The organism is Actinoplanes philippinensis, from assembly GCF_900113015.1.
GTDB classification, from domain to species: Bacteria; Actinomycetota; Actinomycetes; order Mycobacteriales; family Micromonosporaceae; genus Actinoplanes; species Actinoplanes philippinensis.
The window spans coordinates 57,497-79,207 of sequence record NZ_FONV01000010.1; the positions used below are offsets into that span (position 1 = coordinate 57,497).

The 21,711-nt window shown below is 71.1% G+C and carries 20 protein-coding genes; 8 read left to right on the forward strand and 12 right to left on the reverse strand.

Annotation, left to right across the window (positions count from 1 at the left end; genetic code table 11):
- Window positions 1-29: 29 nt before the first annotated feature.
- From ahcY to nfi, 6 genes are all read right to left on the reverse strand, one after another.
- Window positions 30-1,475 carry an adenosylhomocysteinase gene (gene ahcY / locus BM290_RS26160; RefSeq protein ID WP_093618558.1) on the reverse strand — a complete coding sequence of 482 codons (1,446 nt, stop codon included), beginning with the start codon at window positions 1,473-1,475 and terminating at the stop codon, window positions 30-32.
- A 448-nt stretch (window positions 1,476-1,923) separates the two neighbouring features.
- Window positions 1,924-3,108 carry a mannose-6-phosphate isomerase, class I gene (gene manA, locus BM290_RS26165; RefSeq protein WP_373871081.1) on the reverse strand — a complete coding sequence of 395 codons (1,185 nt, stop codon included), beginning with the start codon at window positions 3,106-3,108 and terminating at the stop codon, window positions 1,924-1,926.
- Between the two features lie 67 nt (window positions 3,109-3,175).
- Complete coding sequence (locus BM290_RS26170) at window positions 3,176-4,396, reverse strand: SIS domain-containing protein (protein WP_093618559.1); 1,221 nt, start codon at window positions 4,394-4,396, stop codon at window positions 3,176-3,178.
- A complete protein-coding gene (locus BM290_RS26175) occupies window positions 4,396-4,653 on the reverse strand; it encodes a Trm112 family protein (RefSeq protein WP_093618560.1) in 258 nt (85 codons plus the stop codon). Before BM290_RS26175 ends, BM290_RS26170 begins: the two co-directional genes overlap by 1 nt.
- 45 nt (window positions 4,654-4,698) lie before the next feature.
- Window positions 4,699-6,078: a phosphomannomutase/phosphoglucomutase gene (locus tag BM290_RS26180; RefSeq protein ID WP_093618561.1), complete on the reverse strand. Its 1,380-nt coding sequence runs from the start codon at window positions 6,076-6,078 to the stop codon at window positions 4,699-4,701.
- Between the two features lie 85 nt (window positions 6,079-6,163).
- A complete protein-coding gene (gene nfi, locus BM290_RS26185; RefSeq protein WP_093618562.1) occupies window positions 6,164-6,829 on the reverse strand; it encodes a deoxyribonuclease V in 666 nt (221 codons plus the stop codon).
- 57 nt (window positions 6,830-6,886) lie between these two features.
- On the opposite strand from nfi, the gene BM290_RS26190 reads away from it, so the two are divergent.
- The 4 genes from BM290_RS26190 (at window position 6,887) to BM290_RS26205 (ending at window position 11,136) form a co-directional block, all read left to right on the forward strand.
- Window positions 6,887-8,134, forward strand: coding sequence for a GAF domain-containing protein (locus BM290_RS26190; RefSeq protein WP_093618898.1), 1,248 nt, complete (start codon window positions 6,887-6,889; stop codon window positions 8,132-8,134).
- Window positions 8,135-8,171: 37 nt separating this feature from the next.
- Window positions 8,172-9,695 carry an acetaldehyde dehydrogenase ExaC gene (gene exaC, locus BM290_RS26195; protein ID WP_093618563.1) on the forward strand — a complete coding sequence of 508 codons (1,524 nt, stop codon included), beginning with the start codon at window positions 8,172-8,174 and terminating at the stop codon, window positions 9,693-9,695.
- Between the two features lie 3 nt (window positions 9,696-9,698).
- Window positions 9,699-10,073, forward strand: coding sequence for a DUF779 domain-containing protein (locus tag BM290_RS26200; RefSeq protein WP_093618564.1), 375 nt, complete (start codon window positions 9,699-9,701; stop codon window positions 10,071-10,073).
- A 214-nt stretch (window positions 10,074-10,287) separates the two neighbouring features.
- Window positions 10,288-11,136 (forward strand): polysaccharide deacetylase family protein, encoded by an 849-nt coding sequence (locus BM290_RS26205; protein WP_239143727.1) that lies wholly within the window; start codon window positions 10,288-10,290, stop codon window positions 11,134-11,136.
- A gap of 277 nt (window positions 11,137-11,413) precedes the next feature.
- On the opposite strand, the gene BM290_RS26210 is transcribed toward BM290_RS26205, so the two are convergent.
- Entirely contained in the window at window positions 11,414-11,776 is a 363-nt protein-coding gene (locus BM290_RS26210; protein ID WP_093618565.1) for a DUF3499 domain-containing protein, read from the reverse strand.
- A 185-nt stretch (window positions 11,777-11,961) separates the two neighbouring features.
- On the opposite strand from BM290_RS26210, the gene BM290_RS26215 reads away from it, so the two are divergent.
- Window positions 11,962-12,438 carry a metallopeptidase family protein gene (locus BM290_RS26215; protein WP_093618566.1) on the forward strand — a complete coding sequence of 159 codons (477 nt, stop codon included), beginning with the start codon at window positions 11,962-11,964 and terminating at the stop codon, window positions 12,436-12,438.
- A gap of 7 nt (window positions 12,439-12,445) precedes the next feature.
- Here the strand turns inward: BM290_RS26215 and BM290_RS26220 are convergent, their stop codons facing one another.
- The 3 genes from BM290_RS26220 to BM290_RS47550 all read right to left on the reverse strand — a co-directional run bounded on the left by BM290_RS26220 (window position 12,446) and on the right by BM290_RS47550 (window position 16,529).
- Window positions 12,446-12,706: a WhiB family transcriptional regulator gene (locus BM290_RS26220; protein ID WP_093618567.1), complete on the reverse strand. Its 261-nt coding sequence runs from the start codon at window positions 12,704-12,706 to the stop codon at window positions 12,446-12,448.
- A 334-nt stretch (window positions 12,707-13,040) separates the two neighbouring features.
- Window positions 13,041-15,530 (reverse strand): bifunctional FO biosynthesis protein CofGH, encoded by a 2,490-nt coding sequence (locus tag BM290_RS26225; RefSeq protein ID WP_093618900.1) that lies wholly within the window; start codon window positions 15,528-15,530, stop codon window positions 13,041-13,043.
- A gap of 111 nt (window positions 15,531-15,641) precedes the next feature.
- Complete coding sequence (locus BM290_RS47550; protein ID WP_143133970.1) at window positions 15,642-16,529, reverse strand: hypothetical protein; 888 nt, start codon at window positions 16,527-16,529, stop codon at window positions 15,642-15,644.
- 92 nt (window positions 16,530-16,621) lie between these two features.
- On the opposite strand from BM290_RS47550, the gene cofD reads away from it, so the two are divergent.
- Genes cofD through BM290_RS26245 form a run of 3 tightly spaced genes read left to right on the forward strand, consistent with a single transcriptional unit; the run spans window position 16,622 to window position 19,334 of the window.
- Entirely contained in the window at window positions 16,622-17,572 is a 951-nt protein-coding gene (gene cofD / locus BM290_RS26235; protein ID WP_093618569.1) for a 2-phospho-L-lactate transferase, read from the forward strand.
- On the forward strand, window positions 17,569-18,768 hold the full coding sequence (locus BM290_RS26240; protein WP_093618570.1) for a coenzyme F420-0:L-glutamate ligase: 1,200 nt from the start codon (window positions 17,569-17,571) through the stop codon (window positions 18,766-18,768). Before cofD ends, BM290_RS26240 begins: the two co-directional genes overlap by 4 nt.
- Window positions 18,765-19,334: an NUDIX hydrolase gene (locus BM290_RS26245; protein ID WP_093618571.1), complete on the forward strand. Its 570-nt coding sequence runs from the start codon at window positions 18,765-18,767 to the stop codon at window positions 19,332-19,334. The genes BM290_RS26240 and BM290_RS26245 overlap by 4 nt, the downstream gene beginning before the upstream one ends.
- A 4-nt stretch (window positions 19,335-19,338) precedes the next feature.
- Here the strand turns inward: BM290_RS26245 and BM290_RS26250 are convergent, their stop codons facing one another.
- Together BM290_RS26250 and BM290_RS26255 are read right to left on the reverse strand one after the other, a co-directional pair.
- The gene (locus BM290_RS26250; protein ID WP_093618901.1) at window positions 19,339-20,439 is read right to left on the reverse strand and encodes a mannose-1-phosphate guanylyltransferase; all 1,101 of its coding nucleotides are present in this window, start codon (window positions 20,437-20,439) and stop codon (window positions 19,339-19,341) included.
- Between the two features lie 40 nt (window positions 20,440-20,479).
- Entirely contained in the window at window positions 20,480-21,625 is a 1,146-nt protein-coding gene (locus BM290_RS26255; RefSeq protein WP_093618572.1) for a glycosyltransferase family 4 protein, read from the reverse strand.
- Between the last annotated feature and the right edge of the window lie 86 nt (window positions 21,626-21,711).

A 21,711-nucleotide genomic window follows, 5' to 3' on the forward strand; every position in this document is an offset into this window, starting at 1 on the left:
GGCCCCCCGGTGCAACTTGCACACCACCTTCAGTAGCGGTAATGCTCCGCCTTGTACGGCCCCTCGACCGCGATCCCGAGGTATGCGGCCTGCTCCTTGGTCAGTTCGGTCAGGTGTACGCCCAGTGCGGCGAGGTGCAGCCGGGCCACTTTCTCGTCGAGTCTCTTCGGCAGCACATACACCCCGACGGGGTACTCCGCGGTCTTCGTGAAGAGCTCGATCTGCGCGATCGTCTGGTTCGAGAAGCTGTTGCTCATCACGAACGACGGGTGTCCGGTGGCGTTGCCGAGGTTCAGCAGACGGCCCTCGGAGAGCACGATGATCGAGTGACCGTCGTCGAACCGCCACTCGTCGACCTGCGGCTTGATGGTGATCCTCCGGACGTCGCCGCGCCGGGTGAGGCCCGCCATGTCGATCTCGTTGTCGAAGTGCCCGATGTTGCCGACGATGGCCTGGTGCTTCATCCGGGCCATGTGCTCGTGGGTGATCACGTTGAAGCAGCCGGTCGCCGTGACGAAGATGTCGGCGTAGGACACCACCTCGTCGATCGTCGCGACCTGATAGCCGTCCATCGCGGCCTGGAGCGCGCAGATCGGGTCGACCTCGGTCACGATCACCCGGGCGCCCTGGCCGCGCAGCGACTCGGCACAGCCCTTGCCGACGTCGCCGTACCCGAAGACCACCGCCACCTTGCCGCCGATCAGCACGTCGGTGGCCCGGTTGATGCCGTCGATGAGCGAGTGCCGGCAGCCGTACTTGTTGTCGAACTTCGACTTCGTCACCGAGTCGTTCACGTTGATCGCCGGGAACAGCAGCGTCCCCGCCTGCTGCATCTCGTAGAGCCGGTGCACGCCGGTGGTGGTCTCCTCGGTGACGCCCTTGACACCGGCTGCGATCCGGGTCCACCGCTTGTCGTCCTCGGCCAGGCTCCGCCCCAGCAGCTGGAGGATCACCGCGTACTCCTCGGAGTCGGCGGTCTCCGGCGACGGCACGGCCCCGGCCCGCTCGAACTCAGCGCCCTTGTGCACCAGCAGCGTCGCGTCGCCACCGTCGTCGAGGATCATGTTGGGCGCCTCGCCGTCCGGCCAGCGCAGCACCTTCTCGGTGCACCACCAGTACTCGTCGAGCGTCTCGCCCTTCCAGGCGTAGACCGGCACGCCGGCCGGCTTCTCCGGGGTGCCGTCGCGCCCCACCACGATCGCCGCGGCCGCGTGGTCCTGCGTGGAGAAGATGTTGCAGGAGGCCCAGCGCACCTGTGCCCCGAGCGCGGTCAGCGTCTCGATCAGCACCGCGGTCTGGATCGTCATGTGCAGCGACCCGGTGATCCGCGCCCCGCGCAGCGGCTGCGCCGGCCCGAACTCCTCGCGGAGCGCCATCAGGCCGGGCATCTCGTGCTCGGCCAGCTCGATCTCCTTGCGGCCGAACGCGGCCAGCGACAGGTCGGCGACCTTGAAATCACCGTCGGTGCCAGTCATGTGAACCCCCGTGGGTGCCGAAGCAGCGGTTCACTCTATGCAGATCTTCACCCCGAAAACCCCGATTTGGTACGACCCAGCCGGCCCCGGAAACCACCGCGCCCGACACGGCCTGCCAGGCCCGCCGCGCCGGGCGGTGGCATAGCGAACGGGGCGACAGGCCTGAGCCCGCCGCCCCGTTCATCCCCCCGGTTTGGTACCGCGCGCGTCCGTGGGACCCCCCGATCACCAATGACGCTGCGTGCTCTTAGATTCACACTCTGCAACCGCCATGTCAAGTTATTTGCAGAAATTTCGGGCATGTCTACTGGACAGTCCGTCACGATCTCCGCCGGAACGGACGACGCCCCGGGAAGCGGCCAGGCGGCACCCTCCGGGGCATCAGAGAACGTCAGACGCCCCGGGGGCGGCGCCTGGCCGCCCCCGGGGCGTCGGGGAACGTCGGTGCTCAGCCGGGCACGGCGGCCACGAAGAGACGGCCGGTGCCGGCCACCTTGATCGCGCCGGCGGAGGCCGGGACGTAGGCCGCCGTTCCGGGGTTCAGCTCGACCGGGGTGCCGTCCTCGCTCTGGCCGGCGAACACGGTCCCCTCCGTGCACAGGACGATCCGCGGGCCGTGGGCGGGCACCTCGACGGGCGGGCGGGTGCCGTCCAGCTCGATGCGGTAGAGGACGAAGTCGCCGACCGGCACGCTCCACGTCTCCACACCGGGCTCGAGCTCGGTCGCGTGCAGCAGCGGGTCCTCGAGGACCTCGAACCGCAACACCCGCAGCAACTCGTCGACGTCGACGCGTTTCGGGGTGAGACCGCCACGCAGCACGTTGTCGCTGGCCGCCATCAGCTCGACGCCCAGGCCCTTGAGGTAGGCGTGCAGGTTGCCGGCCGGCATCCAGATGGCCTCGCCCGGCGCCAGGCGCACCAGGTTGAGCAGGAGCGCGACCAGCACCCCGGGATCGCCCGGATAGTGCGCGGCCAGGCCGGTGGCGAGCGTGAAGGAGTCGGTGTGCTCGTGACCGGCCGGGATGGCGCGGGCCGCGGCGACCACCTCGTCGATCAGGGCCGCCCGGTCGCCGGCCGGCCAGGCGAGCAGCAGCCGGACCGCCTCGGCCAGGTCGCCGCCACGCAGAGCGGTCACCACCGGCTCCAGCCGGGCCACGCCGAGCGCACCGATCACGGCGGCCGCGACCGCCGGGTCACGGAAACCGCACAGCGCCTCGAACGGCGTGAGCGCCACCAGCATCTCGGGCTTGTGGTAGGCGTCGGTGTAGTTCCTCGGCGCCGCCGGGTCGGCCTCCTGCCGGGCGAACGCGACCTTGGCGTACTCCGCGTCGGGATGGGCCTGCAACGAGAGCGGGGCGTCGGCCGCGAGGACCTTCAGGAGGTACGGCAGACGCGCCCCGAAGGTCGTCACGACGTCGTCGCCGAGCTGCCCGGCCGGGTCCGCCCCGATCAGCTGGACCAGGTCGACCGGCCCGTCCGGGCCCGGCACGGTGGATGGGTCGCCGGGGTGCGCGCCGAGCCACAGCTCCGCCTCGGGCCCGTCGCTGGCGGGACGGCCCTGCAGGTCGGCGATCGCGGTCCGGGAACCCCAGGCATACGGCCGGATGACTCCGGTCAAGGGATACACGGTCATACCCGGCAAAGTAGCAGCTAACCGGCGCGACCCGGGGGTCGCGCCGGTTACGGCCGGGCTTCCAGGCTCACAACCCCTCGGGCAGGGGGTTGGCGAGCTCCTTCATCTCACTGATCGCCGGCACCGCCATCGGGTCCAGGCCGTGGGCCAGGGCCAGGTAGAGGGAGGCGTAGTCGGGCACCGCGACCAGCGAGGCGAGCCGCTCCAGGGTGGAGCCGCCCTCGGCGGTCAGCACGTCGCAGCGGACCCCGCGCCGGTCGGCGATGGTCTGGATGGCGTCGGCCCGGCGCTCCTCCACGGCCACCGGCTCGTCCGCGTCGTCCTCGGGGTTGAGGCCGCCGTCGCGGAAGACCACGAGCCGCAGGCGGGTGAGCGTCTCGTCGTGGTCGTCGGGGTCGGCGAAGATGTCACGCGTCGTCTCCGCCAGACCACCGAACACGCCGTCGAGCAGGCCGACCCGGCCACGACCGGCCTCACCGAGCGCACCGGCCATCACCGGGTAGCGGGCGTTGGCGGCCAGCGTGTCGGCGAACCGGCGGGCGGCGACCGTGGCCAGCGGCGACGAGCCCCAGACGATCGGCACCGAGCCGGCCAGGCCGAGCGCCAGCTCCTTGGCCGGGTTGACGAACGAGTCGGCGCCCGGACGGCAGCGCTCGGCGTCGGCGTCGAGCCGGGTGGCGGTCTCGGCGATGTCCGCCTCGGCCAGCTTGGCGATGCCCAGCGCCCGGCCGGCGAAGAGCACCGGGATGGTCAGGCCCCAGAGCGTCGCCCGGGCCGGGGCGCGGCGCGGCACCCCGATGAACGGGGCACGGGCCCGCTCGGCCAGCGCCTCCAGGTCGGAGCCGGGGTTGCCGATGGCGACCAGGCGGGCGCCGCGGCGGGCGGCGGCCTCGGCCGCGGCCAGCGCCTCGGGGCTGCGGCCGGACGCGGAGACCGCGATCACCACATCGGCCGCGCCGACCCAGCCGGGCACACCAGCGCTGCGGTGCCCGATGATCGGCACCGGGCACCGCGGGCCGGCGACCGTGGACAGGATGCTGCCGGTCAGACCGGCGGTGCCGATGCCGGCGACCACGACGGCACGCGGCCGGCCCTCGTCGGCGAGCATGCTCAGGTCGACCTCGGAGGCCAGCGCCGCAGCCTCACGCACCTGCGCGCCCGCCGAGGCGGTGGCCCGGAGCATGCCGCCCGGGTCGTTGGCGAGCATCGACTTCTCGTCGTTGAGCAGCGACTCGTCGGCGATCCGGTGCCCGTTGACCCCGGCGGAGCCACCCCGTGGCGCGGCCATCAGTTCGACCCCTCGACGGAATCGTCCGACGAACCGGCGGCGTCCGGCGAACCGGCCGGACCCGCCGGGCCGGAAGCGGCCGGCGACCCCGGCTCCCGCGCCTCGTCGAGGAGCAGGATCGGGATGTCGTCGCGGATCTCGAAGATCCGGCCGCACTCGGTGCACGTCAGCGTCTGCGCGCCGGCGTCGTGCTCGAGGGGCGCGTGATGGGTGTCCGGGCAGGCCAGAATCTCCAGCAACTGCTGATCGAGCGCCACCGAGTTACTCCTAATCGCCGCGAAAGAACTCCGGTCGTGGCGATCCTATCCACGAACGATGGCCAGGACCTCGTCACGTAGCTTTGCCATCCGGTCCGCGTCGGGAGCCTCCACGTTGAGCCGCAGGAGCGGCTCCGTGTTGGACGCCCGCAGGTTGAACCAGGCACCGTCGCCGACCTGGAACGTCATGCCGTCCAGGTCGTCCACCGAGGCGTCCGGGAACGCGGCCCGCACCTCGGCGATCTTGGCGGTCGCGTCGGCCACCGTGGAGTTGATCTCACCGGAGGCGACGTACCGCTCGTACTCCGCGGCGTACTCCGACAGGGGCTGCTCCTGGCCACCGAGCGCGGCGAGCACGTGCATGGCGGCGAGCATGCCGGTGTCGGCGAACCAGAAGTCGCGGAAGTAGTAGTGCGCCGAGTGCTCGCCGCCGAAGACCGCGTTGGTGGACGCCATCTCGGCCTTGATGAACGAGTGGCCGACCCGGCTGCGGACCGGCTTCCCGCCGTTCTCGGTGATGATCTCCGGCACCGCGGCCGAGGTGATCAGGTTGTGGATGATCGTGCTGCCCGGGAACTTGGCCAGCTCACGGCTCGCCACCAGCGCGGTGATCGCGGACGGCGAGACCGGGTCGCCGTTCTCGTCGATGACGAAGCAGCGGTCGGCGTCGCCGTCGAAGGCCAGGCCGATGTCGGCGCCCTGCTCACGGACCGCATTCTGCAGGTCGACCAGGTTCTTCGGGTCGAGCGGGTTGGCCTCGTGGTTGGGGAACGAGCCGTCCAGCTCGAAGAAGAGCGGCGCGATGGTCAGCGGCAGGGCGGGCAGCACCTGGTCGCCGAGGACGGCCGGGACGGTGTAACCGCCCATGCCGTTGCCGGCGTCGACGATCACCTTGAGCGGCCGGATGCCGGACAGGTCGACGAGCGAGCGCAGGTGAGCCGCGTAGTCCTTGAGGACGTCACGCTGCTCGACCCGGGACGGGCCGTCGGCCTCCGCGTTCAGATCGGCGAGCAGCTGCTGGGCGCGCTGCCGGACCACGGCGAGGCCGCTGTCCTGGCCGACCGGGCGGGCGCCGGCCCGGCACAGCTTGATCCCGTTGTACTGCGCGGGGTTGTGGCTGGCGGTGAACATCGCGCCCGGCAGGTTCAGCGCGCCGGAGGCGTAGTACAGCTGGTCGGTCGAGGCCAGCCCGATGTTGATCACGGCGGCGCCGGCGGCGTTGGCCCCGTTGGCGAAGGCGGCGGCCAGGCTGGGACCCGACTCCCGCATGTCGTGGCCGATCACGATCTGGTCCGGCTCGTCACCGGACTCGCGCAACATCTCGACGAACGCCGTGCCGATCGCCCGGGCCACCGTCTCGTTGAACTGGTCCGGGACGGTTCCCCGTACGTCGTACGCCTTGATGATCTGCGACAGATCAGACACTGCTCACTCCTCAGGAAAGTCCCCTTTGGCCCCGAGGGTAGCGGAGTGCCTGGTACCCCCATGTTTTAACCGCGCTGCCGGGCGATTAACTCAGGGAATCCCGGCATGCACGGTCCGCAACCCTCGTGGTCTCCGGCAGGCGGAAACGCGGGGCCAGGCGCAACGTCAGCGCACAGGCGCGGTCCAGGCCGATCCGGTGGCCGACGGAGACGAAGACCGGCTTCACCCCGGTCTGGGTACGCAGTACGGCGCCGACCGTCTCCCCCGCGTCGACGAGCGCGGATCGTGAGCCCCGCGGTTCGCCGACCGGCTCCCAGTCTCCCACCAGCCGGGTCTTCCCGACGCCGAACGACGGGAGATCGGTGAGCACGCCGAGGTGGGCGGCGAGGCCGAAGCGGCGCGGATGGGCCAGGCCGTGCCCGTCGCAGATCAGCACGCCGGGCCGCACGGTCAGCCGTTCGAGTGCCGCCAGCAGCGCCGGCACCTCGCGGAAGGCGAACAGCCCCGGGACGTACGGGAAGGCCGGCGCCCCGCGGACCACGGCGGTGTCGACGACCGAGAGATCGGCGGTGTTCAGCACGACCACCGCCGCGGCGAGACGCGAGTCGTCGTCCGCGTAGGCCACGTCCAGGCCCGCGACGGTCGCCGGCGACTCCGGGCCGTCGTCGAGGACGACGCGGGAACGCAAGGCGTCCTGCACGGCGAGGGCTTCTTCTTCGGTACGCGGCCACGGCTGCACGGCCCGCAGCATAGGGACTGTTGTCACCAGCCGTGACGCGGGTCACGATGGGGGCTGGAGGTGCTGCCGGTGAACCCGTGGCTCGCGCTGACCCCCGGAGACGACCCCGCCGAGCGGATCCGGCTGATCGGCCGTGCCCACGAGAGGTTCCTGGCCGGGGAGCGCCAGCCGGATCGCCTGCGCCCGGTGGTGGCCGACTCGTGGGCCCGCTCCGCCGCGTTCATCGGGGCGGACAGCACGGCGCCGATCGACCTGGCGGACGCCGATCTGGAGGCGTACCGGTCGGCACATCCGCTGGCCCGGGTCATGCCGATCTTCCGGGACCTGCTGGGCGGCCTCGCCGAGGACGGCGACCACATGATGGCGGTCTGTGACGCCAACGGCCGGCTGCTCTGGGTCGAGGGGCATCCGGCCACGCTGCGCAGCGCCGCCGCGATGAACTTCGTGCCCGGCGCCCGCTGGGACGAGGCGCACGCCGGGACGAACGCGCCGGGCACCGCGCTGGCCGTCGACCACGCGCTGCAGATCTTCGCGACCGAGCACTTCAGCCATCCGGTGCAGCGGTGGACGTGCGCGGCGGCCCCGGTGCACGATCCCGGCACCGGCCGGCTGCTCGGGGCGATCGACGTCACCGGCGGGGACCATCTGGCCAATCCGCACAGTCTCGCCCTGGTCCGGGCCACGGCGCTGGCCGCCGAGGCGTACCTCCGCACGGTCGAACCGGTCGTGCGCCAACCGCATGTCGCGGCACTCGGCCGGGACGAGGCCCGCCTCGCGGTGAACGGCCGGCAGGTGCGTCTCGGCCGCCGCCACTCCGAACTGTTGGCGCTGCTCACCGTCTATCCGGAGGGGCGCACCGGGGACCAGCTGGGCATCGAGTTGTACGGCGACGACGTGAACCCGGTGACGATCCGCGCCGAGCTGTCCCGGCTGCGCCGCATCCTCGGCCCGGAGCTGCTCGACTCCCGTCCCTACCGGCTGCGGACCGCGCTGGAGACCGACTTCGGGCTGGTGGCGCGGCTGCTGGACGCGGGACGTACGGCCGAGGCCCTGGATGCCTATCCGGGACCGCTGCTGCCCGGGTCGGACGCGCCCGGCGTGGTGCGGCTGCGGCGGCTGCTGGATCACCGGCTGCGCACCGCGATCCTGGCCTCGGGCGACCGGCGGATGCTCCAGACCTGGTTGAACAGCACGTGGGGCAGTGACGACCTGGATCTCTGGGAGGCGTACGCCACGCTGGCCCCGGCCGACCCGGTCGCCGCCCGCCGGGTCGCCGTGCTGACCCGTGAATACGCGTGCAACGTTGCTGCAACGTAGCCGTAACTAAGGTCCGCCGAAACGAGGAGGCGAGACCGTGACCATCTATACCCCGCCCGGTTCCGAGGGCTCGATCGTCAGCTACCAGTCCCGCTACGACCACTACATCGGTGGCGAGTACGTCCCGCCGGCCAAGGGCCAGTACTTCACCAACCCGTCCCCGGTGACCGGGCAGATCTTCACCGAGGTCGCCCGCGGCACCGCCGAGGACGTGGAGAAGGCCCTGGACGCGGCACACGCCGCAGCTCCCGGCTGGGGCCGCACCTCTCCCACCGAGCGGGCCAACATCCTCAACCGGATCGCCGACCGGATGGAGCAGAACCTCGAGAAGCTCGCCGTCGCCGAGGCCTGGGAGAACGGCAAGGCGGTACGCGAGACGCTGGCCGCCGACATCCCGCTGGCGATCGACCACTTCCGCTACTTCGCCGGCGCCATCCGCGCGCAGGAGGGCAGTGCGGGCGAGCTGGACGAGGACACCGTCGCCTACCACTTCCACGAGCCGCTCGGCGTGGTCGCGCAGATCATCCCGTGGAACTTCCCGATCCTGATGGCGGTCTGGAAACTGGCCCCCGCCCTGGCCGCCGGCAACGCGGTCGTGCTCAAGCCGGCCGAGCAGACCCCGGCCTCGATCCACTACCTGTTCTCGCTGATCGGCGACCTGATCCCGGCCGGTGTGGTGAACATCGTCAACGGCTTCGGCGTCGAGGCGGGCAAGCCGCTGGCCAGCTCGAACCGGGTGGCCAAGGTCGCGTTCACCGGCGAGACCACCACCGGCCGCCTGATCATGCAGTACGCCTCGGAGAACCTGATCCCGGTCACCCTGGAGCTGGGCGGCAAGAGCCCGAACATCTTCTTCGAGGACGTCAGCCGGGCCGACGACGACTTCTTCGACAAGGCGCTCGAGGGCTTCGCGATGTTCGCGCTCAACCAGGGCGAGGTGTGCACCTGCCCGTCCCGCGCGCTGATCCAGCAGGGCCACTACTCGGACTTCCTGGCCGCCGGTGTGAAACGGGTGGAGAACCTCAAGCAGGGCAACCCCCTCGACACCGACACCCAGGTCGGCGCGCAGGCCTCCAACGACCAGCTGGAGAAGATCCTCTCGTACCTGGACATCGGCCGGCAGGAGGGCGCGCGTGCCCTGGTCGGCGGGGCCAAGGCGGAGATGCCCGGCGACCTGGCCGGCGGCTACTACGTGCAGCCGACGATCTTCGAGGGCCGCAACAACATGCGGATCTTCCAGGAGGAGATCTTCGGGCCGGTGGTCTCGGTCACGCCGTTCGGCGACTTCGACGACGCGATCACAATCGCCAACGACACGCTGTACGGGCTGGGCGCCGGCGTGTGGACACGGGACGGGAACCAGGCGTACCGGGCCGGACGGGCGATCAAGGCCGGACGGGTGTGGACGAACTGCTACCACCTCTACCCGGCGCACGCGGCGTTCGGCGGCTACAAGCAGTCCGGCATCGGGCGGGAGAACCACCGGATGATGCTCGACCACTACCAGCAGACGAAGAACCTGCTGGTCAGTTACTCGCCCAAGGCTCTCGGCTTCTTCTAGGCGATGGTCGCGACGAGGGTTGACGTGACCCCCGCGGCCGCCGCCATGATGCGGCAGCTGCGGGGTCAGCACGGGCCACTGATGTTCCACCAGTCCGGCGGCTGCTGTGACGGCAGCTCGCCGATGTGTTACCCGGAGGGCGAGTTCCGTACCGGCGGATCCGACGTGCTCTTGCAGTCTCTGGCCATCGAGGGGGTGCCGGAGCCCATCACGTTCTGGATGTCGGCCAGTCAGTTCGAACTCTGGAAACACACGCACCTGACGGTGGACGTGGTCCCCGGCCGCGGCTCCGGCTTCTCGCTGGAGGCGCCCGAGGGCGTCCGGTTCCTCATCCGCTCCCGCCTGCTCACCCCGCAGGAGCTGGCGGAACTGGGCTAATCCGTTCGTGGGCGGGGTCGTGCCGGCCCCGCCCACCGCCTGGGTAGACATTCGAGACATTTACCACCGTGACCGACCCCATCGGTGAAGCGCGATCCAACTGCGGCCAAACTTGACGCATTACCGGATTCGCGCCAAACGAACATGTGGTGGTGGCGACCGGCTGCGATTCGAGGCATCGTCGGCAGGCGCACCACCGACCTGGGGAGGTCTCTTGATACGGCTGTCGCACACCCGGAAGGCCTTCGCGATCAGCGTCGCGCTGATCATGACGGGACTCGTCGGCCAGGCGACCGCGGCGACCGTCACCGCACAGCCGACGCCGAGCGTCGCACCGTCCGGCGCCGCGCCCGCGCCATCGGCATCCGCACCGGCGGCGGCGCCGGCCAAGCCCGCGCCGAAACCGTCGAAGGAACGCACCGAGAGCGTTCCGATCGTCAAGCCGAAGGGCAGGACCGGGCCCGCCGGGAGCCTGCTGACGACCGGGTCCAAGGGCGTCGCGCTCACCTTCGACGACGGGCCCGACCCGGATCTCACGCCGAAACTGCTGAAACTCCTCGCCAAGGAGAAGGTGAAGGCGACCTTCTGCCTGGTCGGGACCGAGGCGCGCCGCCACCCCGACATGGTGCGCGCGATCGCCAAGGGCGGTCACAGCTTCTGCAACCACTCGTGGGACCACGACCTCAAGCTGGGCAAGCGCTCCCACCACGCGATCCGCGCCGACCTGGAGCGCACCAACGCCGCCATCCGCGCGGCCGTGCCGGACGCGAAGATCCGCTACATGCGGGCGCCGGGCGGCAACTTCACACCGGCCCTGGTCAAGATCTCCGCCGAGATGGGCATGCACTCGATCTACTGGAAGGTCGACCCTCGCGACTGGGACCAGAAGGAGACCGAGTCCAACAACTCGCACCGGGACAAGATCATCCGGTCGGTGAAACGGAACACGCACCCGGGCGCGATCGTCCTCTCCCACGACTACGCGCAGCCGGCCACCATCGACGCCTACCGCGAGCTCATCCCCTGGCTCCGCAAGCGCTTCCAGCTGGTAGCCCTGACCTGACCCCGGCCGGCCCCCGATCCGGGGCCACACCCCCGAACAAACTCTGGCGGCCGGCTCCGACCCGGCCGCCAGAGCTGTCGCAGGGCCGGGGGCAGCCCTCACGACAGGGCGGCTGCCCTCGGGGCTGTCACGTGAGGCCGCCCGGGGGTTCGGTGGGGGGACGCTTTCGCCCGAGAGGCGCGCTGACGGGCCGGACGGGCCGCGGACGTCGCGGGGTGGCCCGGGAACGGGCCGAGTGCGATTGAGGGCGGGGCGGCCCGTACCGCTGCGGGATTTTTCAGTGCGAGGGCGGGATCACCCGGAGATGACCGCGGCGGCCGGTCTGGTGGCCCGGGGTGTGATCGGTGTCATCCGGGCGCGGCGGGACCGGCCGGGCCGCCTCGCGGACGGCCTCGGCGAGGGCCACCAGATCGTCGGTGGTGGGGGGTGGGGGTGCGAAGTCGCCGTCGTGGCGGACGAGCTCCCAGCCTCGGGGGGCGGTGAGGCTGCGGGCGTGCGTCTCGCACAGGTCGTACGTGTGGGGTTCGGCGAACGCCGCCAGGGGGCCCACGACGGCCGTGGAATCGCCGTAGACGTAGGTCAGGGTGGCGACCGCCTGTCGGGGACAGCCGTTCCGGGAGCAGCGCCGTGGTGACCTCACGGCGGCAACTTATCTCCCCGTTCGCGATTCTGGGTCGTGTTGCCTCGCGACACGCCGACCCGGGCGTATCACGATTCGGCGATGGTCGTTGAACACGCCGACCCGATGGGGCGAATCAACGGCACGGACACACGATGACTACGGGCTGAGCACGACCGTCGGCCGAGTGGGGCTACGCTGGCCGCGTGACCACCAGTCCCGAACGCCGCCGGACGGATGGCAAGGCGACCCGCAGCCCCGGACCGGGCCGGCCCGCGCGCCGGGATCGGCACGGGCGCGGCCTGCGCGGCCGTCTGGTCCCGGCGACCGTGCCGCTGGCCCGCACCAAGGCGGAGATCTTCGACGACCTGGTGCTGGACACCGTGGAGAGCCTGGAGCGCCGCTATGCCAAGGAGCTGGCCGGCGTGGAGTTCGCCGTCGAGGACGTGCCTCCGGAGCTGAACGTCTACGACTCGGACGTGCTCGAGGACGGCGAGGTGCCCCTGGCCCGGCTGCTGCCGGGCCGCCCGGGGCGACATGAGCTGCCGCCGCGGATCGTGCTCTACCGCCGCCCGCTGGAGTTCCGGGCGATGGATCGGGAGGACCTCGCCGACCTCGTCCACGACGTGATCATCGAGCAGGTTGCCAACCTGCTCGGGGTGGATCCCGACGAGCTGGCCTAGCGTTTACTCAGGCCACTCGTCGTTTCAACTTGCGACGTTCACGTTCGGACAGTCCACCCCAGATCCCGAAACGCTCGTCGTGACCGAGCGCATATTCCAGGCACTCGGCTTTCACATCACAGCGGCCGCAGATGCGCTTCGCCTCGCGCGTCGAGCCGCCCTTCTCAGGGAAGAAAGCCTCGGGATCGGTCTGTGAACACAGCGCCCGCTCCTGCCACTCGGGCGCGTCCCCGAGCAGGTCTACCCCTTCAACCTGCGTCGCTTCCATCGGCGTGCCTCCAAATTCCGCGCCGGCACGAAAGCCGGCGCTGACCCCCCACGCACGCGGCGTGTTTTTGTGGGTACGACGCCTTTGTGCCACATCGTCCCCACAACCCCACCAAAATTACACGCGTGTAAGACGTGCGTCGTCAAGCCGAACCTGCTAAATGGGCCCGTTTCCGCACCCCTGGAGAGCAGATCACAGGCCTGTTCCAGCCCTATCGCTCCAAGCTGCCGGAAGGTAACGCGAAGCCGGGCCCCCGCGTCCAATTTAACCCGATTCGTGACTAAGAGGCAGCGGGTCCCCCTACCCGGGTCCGCCGAATGGATCATGTGCCCCGTCAGCGACGTCCGTACACCGTGGTGCGTTCCACAGCCGGACGGCCCGCGGCGGCCGCCAGCTCCTTCAACTCCGCGACCGTCCGGGCCGAACCGTGCTCCGACCCGGCCATCCTCGAGATCGTCTCCTCCATGAGAGTGCCCCCCAGGTCATTACAACCGCCGTTGAGCATCACGCGGGTACCCTCGTCGCCGAGTTTCACCCAGGAGCACTGGATGTTGTCGATCCGGCCGTGCAGCAGCACCCGGGCCATCGCGTGCACGACCCGGTTCTCCCTCCAGGTCGGACCGGGGCGGGCGATGCCGGCCAGGTAGATCGGCGCGTTCGTGTGGATGAACGGCAGCGCGACGAACTCGGTGAAGCCGCCCGTGACGTCCTGGATGCCGGCGAGCACCCGGAAGTGGCCCAGCCACTGGCGCGGGTGGTCGACGTGGCCGTACATCATGGTCGAACTGGAGCGGATGCCCACCTGGTGCGCGGTGGTCACCACGTCCACCCAGGTCGACGTGGGCAGCTTGCCCTTGGTCAGCACCCAGCGCACGTCGTCGTCGAGGATCTCGGCGGCGGTGCCCGGGATGGTGCCGAGGCCGGCCTCCTTCAGATCGGTCAGCCACTCCCGCAGCGACACCCCGGCCTTCGCCGAGGCGGTGACGATCTCCATCGGGGAGTACGCGTGGACGTGCATCCCGGGAACCCGCTGCTTGACCGCGCGAACCAGGTCGGCATACGCGGTGACCGGCATCTTGGGGTCGATGCCGCCCTGCATGCACACCTCGGACGCCCCGTCCCGCCAGGCCTCCTCGGCCCGGTCGGCGACCTGCTCCACCGACAGCCGGTACGCGTCGGCGTCCTTCTCCCGCTGGGCGAACGCGCAGAACCGGCAGCCGACGTAACAGACGTTCGAGAAGTTGATGTTGCGGTTCACCACGTACGTGATGTCGTCGCCGTTGACCTGTTTCCGCAGGTCGTCGGCGATCCGGGCGAGCTCGTCGAGGGCCGGGCCGTCGGCGTTGAACAGCGCCATCGCCTTGTCCTCGTGCTGCTCCAGGAGCAGGGTGGCCGGGTCCTCCGAGGCCAGCTTGAGCGCCGCCACCACGTCGGTGGGCATGCTCGCCGGGGCGCTGCGGACGTGTGCCGCGACCTCGGCCCAGTCGCCGTAGACGTGGTCGAAGTCGGAGCGCCGGTCCTCGGTACGCCCCTCCTCGTCGATGCTCTTGAAGAGGTCGGTGCGGCCGCCGCCGAAGGCGTCGTCGGGCTCCTGCCAAGGCAGCCCCACGGGGTTCTTGTCCATCCTTGCGAGGCCGGTCTCCTCCGCCAGCGCCGCTACGTGGGTCTTGAGGCGCGGGTCCAGCCAGCCCTCGTCACCACGACGGACATATTCCGGGTAGATGGTGAGCCGCTCCTGAAGGATGAACCCGGACTTCTCCGTCTTTTCGGCGAGAAGGTCGATCTGCGGCCACGGGCGCTCCGGATTCACGTGATCGGGTGTCACCGGGGAGACGCCGCCCCAGTCGTCGATCCCAGCCCGCAGCAGCAGCGCGAACTCGTCGTCGATCAGGTTCGGCGGGGCCTGGATGCGGGCCCGCGGGCCCATGATGATCCGGGCCACCGCCACCGTGGCGGCCAGCTCGCGCAGCTCCGCGTCGGGCATCCCGCGCATCGCCGTGTCCGGCTTGGCACGGAAATTCTGCACGATCACCTCTTGGATGTGCCCGAACTCCCGGGCCGTCCGCCGGATCGCGAAGAGCGAGTCGACCCGCTCGGTCAGATTTTCCCCGATGCCGATCAGAATGCCGGTGGTGAACGGCACACCGACCCGGCCGGCGTCGTCGAGCACCCGCAGCCGGACCGCGGGCTCCTTGTCCGGCGAGCCGTAGTGCGGCCCGCCCTTCTCCGACCAGAGCCGGGTGGCGGTGGTCTCCAGCATCATGCCCATGCTCGGCGCGACCGGCTTGAGCCGCTGCAGCTCGGCCCAGCTCATCACCCCGGGGTTGAGGTGCGGGAGCAGGCCGGTCTCCTCCAGCACGGCGATCGCGCAGGCACGCACGTAGTCGAGGGTCGAGTCATACCCCCGCTCGTCGAGCCACTGCCGCGCCGCCGGCCACCGCTCCTCGGGCCGGTCGCCGAGGGTGAACAGCGCCTCCTTGCAACCCTGCGCCGCGCCCTGCCGCGCGATCTCCAGGACCTCGTCGCGCTCCAGGAACGGCGCCGGCAGCTTGTGCGGCACGGTGGCGAACGTGCAGTAGTGGCACCGGTCCCGGCAGAGCCGGGTCAACGGAATGAAGACCTTGCGGGAGTACGTGACGACGCCCGGCCGCCCCGCCTCGCGCAGACCCGCGTCCCGGATGCCGCCGGCGATCGCCAGCAGCTCGTCGAACTGTTCGTCACGGGCCGTGAGCAGCGCCACGGCCTCATCCACGTCGATCGCTTTACCGTCAGCGGCGCGGCGCAGTGCGCGGCGGATGCTCGCCTCGGTCGGTACGGGTTCCACGTTGACCTCTACCACGCAAAGCAGCCTAGGCCGGAATCGTTTCGCCTGCCGCTACCCGCACGGGCCCGGAGCGTGTCATGGAACACCATCCGGGCCCGCGAGGCCGGTCGGTCACTGGCGGGGCGGGTCCTGCGCGGCCGGGCCGAAGCCGGGACGCTCGTCGGGCAGCACCTCGGTGCGGTCCGAGGCCGGCGGGGCCGACGGGACCGGCGGGACATGCGGCGGAGCCGACGGGACCGGCGGGACATGCGGCGGCACCGGCTGGGTGGGCTCGGCGTAGGGCGCCTGCGGCACGGGCGGCGGCGGAGGGGCCGCGGCGCCCCAGGCGGGCGGCGGGACGGCCGGGTACTGCCCGTAGGGCGCGGGCGGGACGCTGAACGGCTGCGTGGCGACCGGCGGCGGCGTCGGCGTGCCCGGCGGCATCGGGCCGGGCATGGCGGCGCCGTAGGGCGGCTGCTGGCCGTAGCCGGGCGGCGGGCCGTACTGCTGGGGCTGGTAGGGCTGGCCGTAGACACCCGGCTGCGGTTTCACCGTCGGGTAGTAGCCGAGCCAGACCTGAAGCAACGCATACCCCGCCACCCCGAGCACCGCGAGCCACGCGACCCGGACGAGCAGCGCGTTGAAGGCCGCCCCGGCGTCCTGGGCGGCGATCCCGCTCACCCCGAAGAGCAGCCCGAAGATCACCCCGAAGAAGGACGCCACCGCGTACTCCCCGAGGGCGAGCATGGTGATCAGCCGCGCCTTCGGGTGGACCGGCTTGACACCCAGCGCCAGCATCACGGCGGCGAGCGGGAAGAAGATCGTCTCGACGTTGACGAACGACCCGAAGCTGTATCGCGTCTGCACGGTGAAGTCGCCGCGGAACAGCTCGAAAACGGCCACCAGCAGGAACACCGCCGGCGCCGCGATCAGAGCGTAGGCGGCGAGGTCACGCAGGGGGCGCAGATACTGCCCGATGGTCTTCTCGGCGGCCGGATCCGGCTGCGGTGGTGTCGTCACGGTTGCTCCCGGTGCGGTTGATCGAGGTCGGCACAGAGTAAACCGATACCCGGCAACCAAGGGGACGGCGCGGGTGCGGGAGGATGGGACTCATGCGGATCGTGGTCCTGACCGGGGGCATCGGCGGTGCCCGTTTCCTTCTCGGCGTTCGTGCGTATGCCAGAGCCGTCGGCGCCGAGGTCACGGCGGTCGTCAATGTCGGCGACGACGTGCGCATGCACGGCCTCCAGATCTGTCCCGACCTGGACTCCGTCATGTACACGCTGGGCGCCGCCGCCGACCCCGAGCGCGGCTGGGGCCGGGTCGGCGAGACCTGGGTGGTCAAGGAGGAGCTGGCGAAGTATGGGGTGGAGCCGTCCTGGTTCGGGCTCGGTGACAAGGACACCGCCACCCACCTGGTGCGCACCACCATGCTGACCGCTGGTTATCCGCTCTCCGCGGTCACCGCGGCCCTCTGCGAGCGCTGGCAGCCCGGCATCACCCTGCTCCCGGCGAGCGACGACCGCCTGGAGACGCACGTGGTGGTGGACATCGACGGCGAGCGCAAGGCGATCCACTTCCAGGAGTGGTGGGTGCGTTACCGGGGTGACGTGCCGACGCACAACTTCGTCTTCCGCGGGGCCGACGTGGCGAAACCGGGCGCCGGTGTGCTGGACGCGATCGCCGCGGCCGACGTGATCCTCGTCGCTCCCAGCAATCCGGTGGTGAGCATCGCCCCGATCCTGGCCGTACCCGCGCTCAAGGACGCGGTGGCACACGGTCCGGCGCCGGTGGTGGGCGTGTCGCCGATCATCGGGGGCGCCCCGGTCCGCGGGATGGCCGACAAGTGCCTGGCCACGCTCGAGGTCGAGGTGAGCGCGGCCGGTGTCGGGCGGATGTACGGTCCACGCGCCGAGGGCGGCCTGCTCGACGGCTGGCTGGTCGACACCTCCGACGAGGGCGCCGAGGTGCCCGGTGTGCGGACCCGTGCGGTGCCGCTGTGGATGCGCGACGAGGACGCCACCGCCGCGATGGTCGCCGCCGCGATGGAGCTGGCCCGATGACCGGGAGCCCGGCCGGCACGGCTCCCGTCGGCGGCGCCCCCGCCGACGGTCTGCAGATCCTGCCGGTCCGCGGGATCGGCGACGTCACGGCGGGCGACGACCTGGCGCGGCTGATCGTGAGCGCCGCACCGTGGATCCTCGACGGCGACGTGCTCGTGGTGACCAGCAAGATCGTGTCGAAGGCGGAGGGCCGCCTGGTCGAGGTCCCGGCGGACGGGCCGGAGCGCGAGGAGGCCCGGCAGCGGGCGCTCGACGGCGAGACCGCCCGGGTGGTGGCCCGCCGCGGCCCCACCTCGATCGTGCAGACCCACCACGGTTTCGTGATGGCGGCCGCCGGCATCGACGCGTCGAACGTGGACAAGACCCATCTCGTGCTGCTGCCGGAGGACCCGGACGCGTCGGCCCGCCGGTTGCGCGCCGATCTGCTGGCCCGCGGGCTCGACGTGGTGATCGTCGTCTCGGACACCATGGGGCGGGCCTGGCGCAACGGCTTGACCGACGTGGCTCTGGGCGCCGCCGGGATCGAGGCGCTCCTCGATCATCGTGGTCAGGTGGATCCCTACGGCAACGAGCTGTCCCTGACCCAGATGGCCGTGGTCGACGAGCTGGCGGCCGCGGCCGAGCTGGTCAAGGGCAAGTGCGACCGGGTGCCGGTGGCGGTGGTGCGGGGCTATCCCCGCTCCGGCGAGGGCTCCGGCGCGGCGGTGCTGATCCGGGACGCGGAGAGCGACATGTTCAGCCTCGGCACCGCCGAGGCCCGTGCCGACGGGCTCCGGGCAGCCGCGACCCTGGCCGACCGGGCGACCCTGGCCCACACCGCCACCGCCTCCGTGGCTCCGGCTCCGCCATCGGGCGCCGCCATCGCCGCCGGGAGTCCGGCCCTGTCACCGGGCACCGCCGCCGCTCCGGACCGGACCGCCACGGTGGCGCGGGCGTTCGCCGCCGTCGAGACGCTGATCACCGCCCGGGTCGACCGGCAGCCGGGCGGTGTCCGGCTGATGCCGAGTGCTGGTGGGGCGTCCGAGCTGATCCGCGTCGGCACCGAGGCACATCGGCTGCGCGCCGCCCTCGCCGCCGAGGGCATCGAGACCACCGCCGTCATCGACGACGAGGGTGTCACCCTGACCTACCGATCGTCGGCCGGCGAAGGCCGGGTCCACGACGGCGGAGCCGAGACCACCGGAGCAACCCGATGACCGCGCTGTACGAGAACACCGTCGACGTCCTCAGCAGCTGGGCCGCCACCTCGGACGACGCCGAGCTGGCCCGCAAGCGCACCCTGGACCTGCTGGCCGACGGCCCGGTGGCGATGACCCGGGCGCACCGGCTCGGCCATGTGACGGCCAGCGCCCTGATCGTCGGTGACGACAGCCGGGTCCTGCTCTGCCTGCACGGGCGGCTCGGGCTGTGGATGCAGCTGGGTGGGCACTGCGAGGAGGGCGACCCGACACTGGCCGCGGCCGCCTTCCGCGAGGCGACCGAGGAGTCCGGCATCACCGGCCTGATCCTCGACCCCACACCGATCGACATCGACATCCACGACGTGCGGTGCGGCCCGCGCGACGGCGCCCCGGCCGAGCCGTCGGTGCACTACGACGTGCGGTTCCTGCTGCGGGCCCCGGCCGGCAGCGTGGAGCGGATCAGCGAGGAGTCGTCGGACCTGCGCTGGTTCACGGCGGACGCGCTGCCGTCGCCGCTGGCGTCCGGAACGGTCCAGCAGATCGCTCCGGCCCTGGCCAGAGTGACCGGGGCCGGAGCGTGACGGCTCAGATGTAACCGTGCTGGCCCAGCTCCTTGAGGTGGTCGACCAGCTGCTTGACCTCCTGGGCACGCTCGCGCGGGCAGACCAGGACGGCGTCCGGAGTGTCGACGATGACCAGGTCGCGCACACCCATGGCGGCGACCAGACGGCCGGATGACGGGACGACCACCAGACCCTCGGTCTCGCGCAGCAGCACGGTGGGCCGCTCGGCGCCGGTGTCGTGGCCGACGACCACGTTGCCGGACTGGTCGGCGGTGAGCACCTCGCCGAGGGTGTGGAAGTCGCCGACGTCGTTCCACCCGAAGTCGCCGGGCACGGTGCCGACCCGGCCGACCGCGGCCGCGCCCTCCATCACCGCGTAGTCGACGGAGATCTTCGGCAGCGTCGGCCAGACGTCACCCATGACCTCCTCCTGGTCGGCGGTGCCCCACGCGGAGGCGATCCGGCTGACCCCGGCGGCGAGCTGCGGCTGCTGACGGTGCAGCTCGGCCAGGAAGGCGTCCACCCGCCAGACGAACATCCCCGCGTTCCACAGGTAGTTGCCCGACTTCACGTAGCTCTCGGCCACGTCGTAGGTCGGCTTCTCCTTGAACTCCTCCACCTTCACCAGCGGGCCGTCACCGACCGCGGCGCCGCACTGGAGGTAGCCGTATCCCGTCTCGGGCCTGGTCGGGGTGATGCCGAGGGTCATCAGCAGTCCCTGGCTCGCGCCCGTCATCGCGTGCCGGATCACGGCGGCGAACGCCTCCTTGTCGGCGATCAGGTGATCGGACGCGAAGGAGCCCATGATCGCCTCCGGATCACGCCGGGCGATCACCGCGGCCGCCAGCGCGATCGCCGCGCACGAGTCCCGCGGCGACGGTTCGATCAGCACGTTCTCCTCGGGCATCGCGGCGAGCTGCCGGGACACCGCGGCGGCGTGGGCCACACCGGTCACCACGAACACCCGGTCGGGGGATGCAAGAGTGTCCAGCCGGTCCACCGTGGCCTGCAGAAGGGAGGCTTCGGTGCCGGTCAACGGGTGCAGGAACTTGGGATGACCGGCGCGGGACAGTGGCCAGAGACGGGTTCCGGTGCCCCCGGCAAGAACCACTCCGTACAACACGGCCTGTTCGTCGCTCATGCGCGGAAAGTTTAGTTGATGATCAAGACGCAACCCGATTCCACGTTGTTACATGTACCTCCGCGCTGGACTCCCAGGTGAACTCTTTCGCCCGATCGAAGCCGGCCTTGGCGAGTGTGCGGCGGCGATCCTCGTCGTGCAGCAGGTCAGCGAGGTCCTCGGCGATCCGCTCGGGCGTCTCGGTCGTGTAGGCGACAGCGTCACCCCCGACCTCCGGCAGGGACAGGCGCGGCGTGGTGAGCACCGGGGTGCCGCAGGCCATCGCCTCCAGGATCGGCAGGCCGAAACCCTCACCGAAGGACGGGTAGCAGGCGACCAGGGCGCCGCCGAGGAAACCGGGCAGGTCCGCATAGCGCAGATAGCCTGGTCGCAGCAGGCGCAGGTGGGGCGGGACCTCGGCGACCGCGCGGTCGATGTCGTCGTCGTGCCCCTGGCCACCGGCGATCACCAGGGCCGGCGGGCGGGGCCAGTCGGCGACCGCCCGGGCCCAGCCACGGATCAGGTTGGGCACGTTCTTCCGCGGCTCCTTGGCGCCGAGGAACGCCACGTAGCCGGAGTCGCCCAGGCCGAGCCGCGCCCGGACCCGGGCCTTCTCGTCCTCCGCCGGGGCGTGGAAGGCCAAGTGGTCGACCCCGTGATACGACACGTCGATCTTGGTCGGGTCGGCGTCGAGGAGACGGATCAGCTCGTCGCGGGTGGCCTTGCTCGGCACGATCACCCGGGCGGCCCGGCGCAGCGAGGTCTTGATGGCGCTGCGGAAGAAGGTCCGCTTGGTGTTGTCGTAGTGCTCCGGCTCGGTGAAGAAGGTCGCATCGTGCACGGTGACCGTCACCGGACATCCCACCCGAAGCGGGCAGGTGTAGAACGGCGAGTGCAGCACGTCCGCCCCGACCTGCTGCGCGAGCAGCGGCAACCCGGTCTGCTCCCAGGCCAGCCGGGCGGGCCGGTGAACGATCGCCGCCGGGCCGGGGATCACCTCGGCCCCCGGCAGCATGCGGCGGTAACGCTCCGCATCCGATCGTTGGGACACGACGGCGAGCTCGACGCGGCCGGGGCTCTGCTGCCCCAGGGCTCCGAGCAGCCCGTCGACGTATCTGCCGACACCGCCTCGGTCGGCGGGGACGCTGGTGGCGTCGACGAGCACTCGCGGGGGGCGACCGGGGGTCACGAGGCATCTCCTTGGCAGCTCTGACGTACCGATGCGATGGTTCCGCCTACCTGTACGGCAGTGGGACCACCGACGGTTCGAGGGTA

Bases quoted from the DNA above. Each gene is read 5' to 3' on its own strand.
- BM290_RS26245 (WP_093618571.1), top strand. From the start codon at position 18,765: ATGACCGCGCTGTACGAGAACACCGTCGACGTCCTCAGCAGCTGGGCC.
- BM290_RS26240 (WP_093618570.1), top strand. From the start codon at position 17,569: ATGACCGGGAGCCCGGCCGGCACGGCTCCCGTCGGCGGCGCCCCCGCC.
- manA (WP_373871081.1), bottom strand. From the start codon at position 3,108: ATGACCGTGTATCCCTTGACCGGAGTCATCCGGCCGTATGCCTGGGGT.
- BM290_RS26200 (WP_093618564.1), top strand. From the start codon at position 9,699: ATGGTCGCGACGAGGGTTGACGTGACCCCCGCGGCCGCCGCCATGATG.
- BM290_RS26170 (WP_093618559.1), bottom strand. From the start codon at position 4,396: ATGGCCGCGCCACGGGGTGGCTCCGCCGGGGTCAACGGGCACCGGATC.
- ahcY (WP_093618558.1), bottom strand. From the start codon at position 1,475: ATGACTGGCACCGACGGTGATTTCAAGGTCGCCGACCTGTCGCTGGCC.
- nfi (WP_093618562.1), bottom strand. From the start codon at position 6,829: ATGCTGCGGGCCGTGCAGCCGTGGCCGCGTACCGAAGAAGAAGCCCTC.
- cofD (WP_093618569.1), top strand. From the start codon at position 16,622: ATGCGGATCGTGGTCCTGACCGGGGGCATCGGCGGTGCCCGTTTCCTT.
- BM290_RS26220 (WP_093618567.1), bottom strand. From the start codon at position 12,706: ATGGAAGCGACGCAGGTTGAAGGGGTAGACCTGCTCGGGGACGCGCCC.